Annotated in this window: 7 protein-coding genes and 1 tRNA gene; 2 read left to right on the forward strand and 6 right to left on the reverse strand. The window is 60.3% G+C overall.

What is annotated here, in order from left to right:
• Positions 1 to 46 precede the first annotated feature (46 nt).
• The 6 genes from gltB to ACP7AP_RS17055 all read right to left on the reverse strand — a co-directional run bounded on the left by gltB (position 47) and on the right by ACP7AP_RS17055 (position 9211).
• Positions 47 to 4585 (reverse strand): glutamate synthase large subunit, encoded by a 4539-nt coding sequence (gene gltB / locus ACP7AP_RS17030; protein ID WP_426035944.1) that lies wholly within the window; start codon positions 4583 to 4585, stop codon positions 47 to 49.
• 3 nt (positions 4586 to 4588) lie between these two features.
• Entirely contained in the window at positions 4589 to 5026 is a 438-nt protein-coding gene (locus ACP7AP_RS17035; protein WP_426035946.1) for a GFA family protein, read from the reverse strand.
• Positions 5016 to 5726, reverse strand: coding sequence for a hypothetical protein (locus ACP7AP_RS17040; RefSeq protein ID WP_426035948.1), 711 nt, complete (start codon positions 5724 to 5726; stop codon positions 5016 to 5018). The genes ACP7AP_RS17035 and ACP7AP_RS17040 overlap by 11 nt, the downstream gene beginning before the upstream one ends.
• A 32-nt stretch (positions 5727 to 5758) precedes the next feature.
• Positions 5759 to 7195 (reverse strand): NAD(P)-dependent oxidoreductase, encoded by a 1437-nt coding sequence (locus ACP7AP_RS17045; RefSeq protein ID WP_426035950.1) that lies wholly within the window; start codon positions 7193 to 7195, stop codon positions 5759 to 5761.
• A 208-nt stretch (positions 7196 to 7403) separates the two neighbouring features.
• Entirely contained in the window at positions 7404 to 8198 is a 795-nt protein-coding gene (locus tag ACP7AP_RS17050; protein ID WP_426035952.1) for an undecaprenyl-diphosphate phosphatase, read from the reverse strand.
• Between the two features lie 29 nt (positions 8199 to 8227).
• Positions 8228 to 9211 carry a complex I NDUFA9 subunit family protein gene (locus ACP7AP_RS17055; protein ID WP_426035954.1) on the reverse strand — a complete coding sequence of 328 codons (984 nt, stop codon included), beginning with the start codon at positions 9209 to 9211 and terminating at the stop codon, positions 8228 to 8230.
• 173 nt (positions 9212 to 9384) lie between these two features.
• Between ACP7AP_RS17055 and ACP7AP_RS17060 the strand changes: the two genes are divergently transcribed.
• Positions 9385 to 9469: transfer RNA gene (locus ACP7AP_RS17060), tRNA-Leu, on the forward strand.
• A 102-nt stretch (positions 9470 to 9571) separates the two neighbouring features.
• On the forward strand, positions 9572 to 9847 hold the full coding sequence (locus tag ACP7AP_RS17065) for a hypothetical protein (protein ID WP_426035956.1): 276 nt from the start codon (positions 9572 to 9574) through the stop codon (positions 9845 to 9847).
• Positions 9848 to 9915 lie beyond the last annotated feature (68 nt).

The following is a 9915-nucleotide window of genomic DNA, read 5'->3' on the forward strand; positions in this document are numbered from 1 at the left end:
TGTGGAAAAGGCCCCCTTGCGGGGGCCTTTTGCTTTGAGAGGTGAATTATTCGGCCGGGACTTTCTGCACTTCATCCGACAGCGGATGCGCCAAATGGGGTAGCATTTCTTTCGGGCAGATTTGCAGGAAATTCACCCGCTCTGTTTCCCAATCGGCGAGGATGCGGGTGGCGAGGCGCGATCCGGTTTCTTTGGCATGACGCTCGATCAGGTGGCGCAGTTGCGCCTCCCAATGCGAATGGGCGACGGCGCAGGTCAACACGGTTTCGTCGTTGACGAAATCTTCCGCGATGGCGTGCGGATCGTAGACATAGGCCATGCCGCCAGTCATGCCCGCGCCGAAGTTGGCACCGATGCGGCCAAGGATCACGGCTGTGCCGCCGGTCATGTATTCACAACCGTTGGAGCCGCAGCCTTCGACCACCACTGACGCACCGGAGTTGCGGACGGCAAACCGCTCGCCCGCGCGACCGGAGGCGAACAGATAGCCCGCCGTTGCTCCGTAAAGCACGGTGTTGCCGATGATGGTGTTATCTTCGGCTTTCAGCGGTGACGACATCTGCGGGCGCACCACGATGGTGCCACCCGACAAGCCCTTGCCGACGTAGTCGTTGGCGTCGCCTTGGACTTCCAGTTTCAGGCCGTTGACTGCGAAGGCACCTAGCGATTGCCCACAAGAGCCGTGCAGTTTCACCGTCAGATGATCGGGTTGCAGGTTGTTGCGCATGCCGAATTTCTTGACGATATGCGACGAGGCCCGCGTGCCGATGGTGCGCAGGGTGTTGCGCACGGCATAGGACAGCTGCATCTTCTCGCCGTCTTCAAAGAACCGCGCGCCGTCTTTGACGATTTCGGCGTCCAAAGTATCGGGAACGTGGTTGCGGGGTTTCGAGCGGTCATAGGTGATTTTCTGCGCGCCATCGACGGTGATCAACAACGGGTTGAGGTCAAGATCGTCGAGGTGGGCAGAGCCACGGCTGACCTGTGACAGAAGGTCAGCGCGCCCGATGATTTCATCCATGCTGCGCGCGCCGATCTGAGCAAGGATTTCACGGACTTCCTGCGCGTAGAAGGTGATCAGGTTGACAACCTTATCCGCCGTGCCGGTGAATTTGGCCCGCAAGGCGGTGTCTTGGGTGCAGACGCCGACCGGGCAGGTGTTGGATTGGCACTGCCGCACCATGATGCAGCCCATCGCGATCAGGGCGGCGGTGCCGATGCCGTATTCCTCGGCCCCGAGCATCGCGGCCATCACCACATCGCGGCCCGTGCGCAGGCCGCCGTCGGTGCGCAGGGTGACGCGTTCGCGCAGGTTATTCATGCTCAGGACCTGATGCGCTTCGGTCAGGCCCATTTCCCACGGCAGGCCGGCGTATTTGATCGAGGTGCCGGGAGATGCCCCAGTGCCGCCGTTGTGGCCGGAGATCAGGATGATGTCGGCCTTCGCTTTGGCGACACCTGCGGCGATGGTGCCGACGCCGGAGGCACTAACTAGTTTCACCGTGACTTTGGCGCGCGGATTGATCTGTTTCAGGTCGTAGATCAGCTGGGCGAGGTCTTCGATGGAATAGATGTCGTGGTGCGGCGGTGGCGAGATCAGCGTCACGCCTTTGGTGGAATGGCGCAGGCGGGCGATCAGTTCTGTCACTTTCATGCCGGGCAGCTGGCCGCCTTCGCCGGGTTTGGCCCCCTGCGCAACTTTGATTTCCAACTCTTCGCAGGCGTTCAGGTATTCGGCGGTGACCCCGAAACGGCCCGACGCGACCTGCTTGATCTTGGCCGACGGGTTGTCGCCGTTCGGTTCGGGCAGGAAGTGGGCGGGGTCTTCACCGCCTTCACCGCTATCAGACTTAGCGCCGATGCGATTCATTGCGACGTTGAGGGTCTTATGCGCCTCTGGCCCCAGGGCCCCCAGCGACATGCCGGGTGTGACGAAACGCTTGCGGATCGAGGTGATGCTTTCGACTTCCTCAATCGGCACGGGTTTGCCGAGGGTTTTGATATCCAAGAGATCGCGGATGTGGATCGGCGGGTTGGAGCGCATCGCGGCGGAGTATTGCTTCCACAGATCAAAGCTGGCGCGGTCGCAGGCCGATTGTAGCATATGCATGGTCTGCGCTTCCCAAGCGTGCTTTTCGCCGGAACGCCGCGCTTTGTAGAAGCCGCCGATGGGCAGCACGTCAGCGCCACCCAGCCAGCCCTTGGCGTGGACTTCCTCCGCTTTGATCTGGATACCGTTCAGACCGATGCCGGAGATGCGGGACTGCATACCGGGGAAATACTCGGCCACCATGGCGCGGGACAGGCCGACGGCTTCGAAGTTTAGGCCACCGCGATAGGACGAGATTACCGAAATGCCCATTTTGGACATGATTTTCAGCAGGCCTGCATCCACCGCAAGACCATAGCGGCGCATGGCATCGACGAGGCTGCCGTCGATCAGGTTGCGACGGATGCGGTCGGCGATGGAGTCTTGCGCAAGGTAAGCGTTGACGGTGGTGGCTCCCGAGCCGATCAGCACGGCGAAATAGTGGGGGTCGATGCACTCCGCAGAGCGGACGTTGACCGAGCAGAAGGTGCGCAGGCCCTTGCGGGTCAGCCAAGAATGGACTGCCGAAGTGGCAAGGATCATCGGCATCGCCACCTTTTCAGGGCTTTGGTGCTGATCGGTCATCACCAACTGGCCCGCGCCGGAACGCACGGCGTCTTCGGCTTCGGCGCGGATACGTTCAAGACCTTGGCGCAGGGCGTCGGGGCCCGCGTTGGCGGGGAAAGTGCAGTCGATGAACGCGACCTGATCGCCGAAGCGTTTGACCAGCACATCAAATTCAGCATTGGCGAGGAAGGGGCTTTCCAGCACCAGTATCTCGCTTTGCGCGTTGGTTTCATCCAGCACGTTGCGCAGATTGCCGAAGCGGGTTTTCAGCGACATCACCCGGCCTTCGCGCAGTGAGTCGATGGGCGGGTTAGTGACTTGGCTGAAGTTTTGCCGGAAGAAGTGGCTGAGGGGCCGGTAGACCGACGACAACACAGCGGCGGGGGTATCATCGCCCATCGAGGCGATCATTTCCTTGCCGTCTTCGGCCATCGGGGCGAGGACTTGCTCCAGTTCTTCAACCGTGAAACCCGCCGCGATCTGGCGTTTGCGCAGTTCGGCACCGTCGAACATTGCCACTTCCGGCACATCGCGCAGCAGGGCGTTGAGATCGACGATCTTCTCAATCCACGTGCCGTAAGGCTGCGCGGCTGCGAGCTTATCTTTGAGGGCAACGTCATGGTAAAGTTTGCCCTCGGCCATATCGACAGCAATCATCTGGCCCGGCCCAAGCGCGCCCTTTTCACGGATGGTGGATTCGTCGACCGGCACCATACCAGCCTCGGAACCCGCAATCAGCAGGCCGTCGCCAGTGACGACATAGCGCATCGGGCGCAACCCGTTGCGATCAAGCCCGCCGCAGACCCAGCGGCCATCGGTCATAGCCAGAGCGGCGGGGCCGTCCCAAGGCTCGATCACCGAGTTGCAATAGGCATACATATCGGCCCAAGCGGGCTTCATGTCGGTGGTGGCTTTGCTCCACGCTTCCGGCACCAGCATGGTCTTGGCAAGCGGGGCGTTGCGGCCCGAACGCACAAGCGCTTCGAACACCGCATCCAGCGCGCCAGAGTCAGACGTGCCCGCGGGGATGATGGGCTTGATGTCTTCGGCGGCATCGCCAAAGTTATTGCTAGCCATGCGAATTTCGTGGCTTTTCATCCAGTTGACGTTGCCTTTCAGCGTGTTGATCTCGCCGTTATGGGCCAACATGCGGAAGGGTTGCGCCAGCCACCACTGCGGGAAAGTGTTGGTGGAATAGCGCTGGTGGTAGATTGCAAAGGCGCTCTCAAAGCGGTCATCCATCAGGTCGGGATAGAAGGTGGCGACCTGTTCGGCCAGCATCATGCCTTTGTAGATGATGCTGCGGCAGGACAGCGAGCACAGATACATGCCTTGGATTTGCGACGCGAGGGCGGCTTTTTCGATGCGGCGGCGGATGATGTACAGCTCGCGCTCGAACTGTTCTTCGTCGATGGCTTTGTCGTTGCGGATCAGGATTTGTTCGATCTCGGGGCGGGTGGCGTTGGCCTTGTCGCCCAGCACGGACGTGTCAACCGGAACGTGACGCCAGCCATAAATGTAATGCCCCATCCGCAAAACTTCGGCCTCGACAATGGTGCGGCAGCGTTCTTGCGCGCCGAAATCGGTGCGCGGCAGAAAGACCTGGCCAACGGCGATCAGCTTGTGGATATCGGGTTCATGCCCGGTGCGGCGGACTTGGTCGTAGAAGAATTTCACCGGGATCTGCACATGGATGCCCGCGCCATCGCCGGTCTTGCCATCGGCATCGACCGCGCCGCGGTGCCAGATCGCCTTCAGCGCGTTGATGCCGTTTTCGACGACCTTGCGCGAGGGCTTGCCAGAGACCGACACCACCAGACCGACACCGCAGGACGAATGCTCATCCTCGGTTTTATACAGGCTGTTGGCGTCCATATAGGCGCGTTTGGCTTCTTCGGCACGGACCCAAGCTTCATCATAGATCGTCATGGCTCACTCCTTCGGGCTTGCGGCGTAGAGGGCTTCAACTTCGGCCCCGGTCAGTTTTTCGGTGTCACCCGCAAACGCCCAAGTGTCGGGCTTGCGGTCAAAGTAGATTTCCTGGGTCAGTTTCAGCCCGGTCAGATCATCCAGCAGGCCTGCGGACAGGAAATAGTCGGCCTGATCGCCCGGCTCGGTAAAACGATACCAAAGGCCCGAACCGCAGCGGCTGCAAAAACTGCGCGCGGCCCAATCTGACGATTGATAGGTCGCCACGGCCTCGGCTCCGTGAACGATCACGCCGTCATGCGGCACGATTACGGTCATGGTACAAGCGCCGGAATGGCGACGACAGTTTTCGCAATGGCAGGCGTGCACGTCAGGGTTCAGCCCGGTTATCTGGAGGCGAACCGCGCCGCACAGGCAGTGTCCGGTGTGTTCAGCGGCCATCGGATGCCCTCCATAAACGCTCCAGCGGCGTGGCTTCCGACATCACGGCGTCACATTCGAAGATCGGTTGCGTGGCGGCGAAGCCCTTCTCGCCGGGCAGGTAGAATTGCACCGGGCTGCCTTCGAGCGGCAGCCATTGCGTGCCATCCCACCATTCGGATTGGCCGGAGAAGAAGTTGCGCCACTCGGCGCTGATGTATTCATGGCCGTGCGACTTGCGCAGCTCGTTGCCCGCATCGTCGGTTTCGACATATTCGAATTCGGTGCGTTGCAGGGTGACCCCGTCGATGGTGGCGGTCTCGCCTGTCAGCTTGTCGAAGCCTTTGACATTGGTGTGCTCGCCATTGTCTTTGGACAGGCTGAAATCAAAATCATCGCGGCCCGTTGCCAGCAGGCTGGAGAAATTCGCTGGATCTTTTGGGTTCGGGTCGAGAGTTTGCACGACAGTAGGGTTCAGGTCATAGCTTTCAATCCACTGGGTCTCGCGGTCGATTCTGGACATGTAGAACATGCCTTCCTGATCGAAATCCGCGCGCCATTTGTCGCCGGGATTGTCTTTCTCGCAGGTGTAATAGTTCGCGACATAGCAGCCGCGCGATTGCACGGTGAGGGTTGTGGTGCAGCCTTGCGGCGGTGTGAAGCTGCCCGCGAGCAGAGGGGTGGCTGCGAAGAACAGCGGGAAAAGCAGGGCGGTCCGCATGGTGGTGTCCTTTATGGCTGCGATCTTTGCGATCACTCTGCCGCAACGCTGGCGGGTTGCGCCAGATAAGCGAGGATGGAGTCGGCGGCATCGCGGCCGTCGCGGATGGCCCAGACGACGAGGGAGGCTCCGCGCACGATGTCGCCTGCGGCGTAGACGCCGGGGAGGGAGGTGGCGTGGCTGCGGAAGTCGGCCTTGATGGTGCCCCAGCGGGTGACGGCGAGGTCGGGGACGCCCCAGAGGGTTTGGATGGCTTCGGGCTCAAAGCCAAGGGCTTGCACGACCAGATCGGCGGGCTCGATATAATCCGCGCCTTCGATCAGTTCTGGGGTTTGTCGGCCAGAGGAATCTGGCGATCCGAGGCGCATTTTCTGCACCATGACGCCTTCGACCGTGGTGCCGCCGGTGAAGCCTTTCGGGGCGGAGAGCCAGACGAAGTCGACACCTTCTTCCTCGGCGTTTTGGGTTTCGCGCTGGCTGCCCGGCATGTTGGCTTTGTCGCGGCGGTAGAGGCATTTCACGCTCGTGGCACCTTGGCGGATCGCGGTGCGGACACAATCCATCGCGGTATCGCCGCCGCCGATGACTACGACGCGCTTGCCGTCGGCGTTGAGTTCGCCCGAGTCAAATTCCGGCACGTCATCGCCGAATGATTTGCGGTTGGAGGCGGTGAGGTAATCCAGCGCGCGGACGACGCCTTTGGCACCGACGCCGGGGGCTTCGATGTCGCGGGCTTTATAGACTCCGGTGGCGATCAGAATGGCGTCGTGCTGGCCACGGATGGCGTCGAAGCTTAGGTCTTCGCCAACGCGGCAGTTCAAAACGAAAGTGACGCCAGCGATTTCAAGCTGTTCAATACGCTGCATCACCACGGGCTTTTCCAGTTTGAAACCGGGGATGCCGTAGGTGAGCAAGCCGCCGGCACGGTCGTAGCGGTCGTAGACGGTGACTTGCACACCTGCGCGGCGCAAAACGTCGGCGGCGGCGAGGCCACCGGGGCCGGCACCGATGATGCCGACGGATTCGGGGCGCTGGGTGCGGGCTTTGATCGGTTTGACCCAGCCCATTTCCCACGCCTTGTCGGTGAGGTATTTTTCAACCGCGCCGATGGTGACGGTGCCGTGGCCGGATTGCTCAATCACGCAGTTGCCTTCGCAGAGGCGGTCTTGCGGGCAGATGCGGCCGCAGATTTCCGGGAAGGTGTTGGTGGCTTGGCTGAGTTCGTAAGCTTCTTCCAAGCGCCCCTCGGCGGTGAGCCGCAGCCAATCGGGAATGTTGTTGTGTAACGGGCAATGCGATTGGCAATAGGGCACGCCGCATTGGCTGCAGCGCGACGCCTGCTCGGCGGCTTTATTCACCGCGTATTGGCGGTAGATTTCATCGAAATCATGGCTGCGCAGTTCGGCATCGCGCTTGGTGGGCATCTCTTTGCCAACGGTGACGAATTTCAGCATTTTCTGCCCGGCCATGATCTGCCCCTTAGGTGGAATTGCACTGTCGGGCGTTGATACTTTGGAACGGAACCAAATAAAAGTCAGCATGACTGACCTATGTTTGGGTTTTTTCGATGGTAGGTCAACAATTCTGACGGATTTCATATAATTTAGGTCAGTATGTAGTGCCTATATTGCATGACAGACCGATCTTGCTGCCCAACTGCAAGGCGATTCGTGGAAATCAGGCGATCATCCCGGCAGCGGTCAGCGCCAGAAGCAGGCTGCCAAAGACAATACGGTAGATCGCGAAGGCGGTGAAGCGGTGGCTGCGGATATAGGTCAGCAGCCATTTGACGGCGACGAAGGCAGTGAGGGTCGAGACGACGAAGGCGATGGCAAGCGAGGTCCAGTCGCCCTCGACCGTGCCGTGGCGGAATTGGCTGAGAAGCTCATATCCGCTGGCGGCATACATCGTCGGGATACCGACCAGAAAGGTAAATTCGGTGGCGGCGGCACGGTTTGAGGTGCCGAGCAGCATGGCGATGAAGATCGTCGCTGCAGAGCGTGAGGTGCCGGGGAAGACGCCCGCCACCACCTGCGCCAGACCGACAGCGATGGCGACGCGCAGGGTGATTTGGGCGCTGTCGGGCAGTTTGGCGGCGAAATGCTCGGCTGCCAGCATCCAGATACCGCCGATCACCAAGGCCCAAGCGACGGGCTGGATGGTGGTGGGCAATTCAAACCCAAGTTTCTTGACAATCAGGCCGAGGATTGCGGTGATCAGGAAGGCGACGGTCAGCTTGATCAGGTAATCGCGGTTTTCAGGCAGCCGCCAATGCAGCAGCAGATCGGTGATGCGCCGCCAGTAGATCAGCGTCACGGCGAGGATCGCTCCGGCCTGAATGACGATATTATAGGTGTCCGAGCGCGCACCCAGCCAGTGTTCGGCCAGCAATAGATGGCCGGTGCTGGAGATCGGCAGGAATTCGGTGATGCCTTCGATCAGGCCCAGCAGAACGTCATTAAGATAGGTCACGGCAATTCCCTTGGGCTGGATCGAATGGCTTAAACCTTTTTGAGGTTCTTCGCCGATTCCTTGATCGCCGCGTATTGGCCCGAGGGGCGGTAGCGCCACAGGTATTCCGGGATCACCGAGGCGTAATCGGTGGCGGTGATGCCCAAGTCGGCAAGTGTTTTTGCACCGGGGGCAACAATGTTGTCGCTGCGCAGAGAGGCAACCTGATCGCGGGTGATCATGCTGTTCTTGAAAATTCCACCGGTGGCGAAGGACGTGAAATCAAGAAGCGTGGCGGGGATAAGCGCGATTGTGAATGGCAGGTTAAGGACCAAACGGCGGCGGCGGATCACGCCCAGCATCTTGGTGATGATGGCGCGGAAGCTTTCCGCATCTGGGCCGCCGAGTTCATAGATGCCATGCGCCTCGCCCTTGATGCCTTTGACGGCGGCTTGGGCGACATCATCAACATAGACCGGCTGGAATTTGGTCTGCGCGCCAACCAAGGGCAGGATCGGCCCCAAGCGGGCCATCGCGCCGAAGCGGTTGAAGAAGCCGTCTTCATTGCCGAAAATCACCGAAGGCCGCAGGATCATCGCAGTGGGGAAGGCGGAGAGAATGGCGGCTTCGCCTGCGCCCTTGGATTGGGCATAAAGGCTGGCACCGTTCACATCGGCACCGATCGCCGAGATATGCACAAGGGCGGCGATGCCTTGCTGGGCGGCAAGGCGGGCGATGCGGCCAGCACCTTCTGATTGCACGGCGGTGAAGTTGTTCTTGCCGCCGCGATCAAAGGTACCGACGCAGTTCACCACCGCATCCGATCCGGCCATTGCGGCCAGCACCGAGGCATCGTCGCGGATGTTGCAGAACACCGGGTCGACTTGGCCGGGGGTGCCGTAGGGTTTGACGAACAAAGCCTCATTCGGGCGGCGGCAGGCGACACGGATGCGCCAACCCTCTTTCGCCATCCGGCGCGCAATGTAGCGGCCGACAAAACCCGATCCGCCGTAGATCGTGACAAGTTTGCTCATGCGAAACCCCTTTGGCCGTGCTTTGCGTTCCCGTCTGAATAATCCGCCCCGGCCACAGCGGCAAGTCTATTCACCGCGACAGATTTTCCAGATTTTTCTGTGCGCCCCCAGATTTTCTTTTAGGCCCCGTTGACTCCCCCGATCCGCTTGGCTACATCGCCCCCACGACACTTGCCCTGGTGGCGGAATTGGTAGACGCGCTGGTTTCAGGTACCAGTGTTGCAAGACGTGGAGGTTCGAGTCCTCTCCTGGGCACCAGTCGTCTCGCTGAGACACTTGTTTCTCAACGATAACAGCTCTTAAGCGTCCCTTTCGGTACACAACGCGGTACACGGAAGGGACACAAGAGTGGCGTTGAAGATGAATATCAAGCACATCCAGAAAGCAGCATTGGGCAAATGGCAGTACCGCTGCCGCCGCTTCCCTGAGTCGATCAAAGCCGCACTTGGTCGCAATGATTTCAAGCGGGTCTTGAAGGCGCGCTCTGAGGCCGAGGTGCTGCGTGAGTATCCCCGGATTGAAGCTGAGTTTGACCACATTGTTGAAGGGGCCTCTGTAACCAAAGCTGTGGCGGAGGGCGATGTGTCTAGAGCAAGTCACCTTCAATCGGGACCATATCCTGCGGCTTTGAAGTAGTTTCTGCATTCCTGGCTATGGAATAGATCGCAGACTGCACCGACGGCGGTCCAGAGGGCTTGGTACGT

This window comes from Cypionkella sp. TWP1-2-1b2 (assembly GCF_049896245.1).
GTDB lineage: Bacteria > Pseudomonadota > Alphaproteobacteria > Rhodobacterales > Rhodobacteraceae > Cypionkella.

Coding starts and splice junctions, on each gene's coding strand:
- gltB (WP_426035944.1), bottom strand. CDS start 4,585: ATGACGATCTATGATGAAGCTTGGGTCCGTGCCGAAGAAGCCAAACGC.
- ACP7AP_RS17035 (WP_426035946.1), bottom strand. CDS start 5,026: ATGGCCGCTGAACACACCGGACACTGCCTGTGCGGCGCGGTTCGCCTC.
- ACP7AP_RS17040 (WP_426035948.1), bottom strand. CDS start 5,726: ATGCGGACCGCCCTGCTTTTCCCGCTGTTCTTCGCAGCCACCCCTCTG.
- ACP7AP_RS17045 (WP_426035950.1), bottom strand. CDS start 7,195: ATGGCCGGGCAGAAAATGCTGAAATTCGTCACCGTTGGCAAAGAGATG.
- ACP7AP_RS17055 (WP_426035954.1), bottom strand. CDS start 9,211: ATGAGCAAACTTGTCACGATCTACGGCGGATCGGGTTTTGTCGGCCGC.
- ACP7AP_RS17065 (WP_426035956.1), top strand. CDS start 9,572: ATGAATATCAAGCACATCCAGAAAGCAGCATTGGGCAAATGGCAGTAC.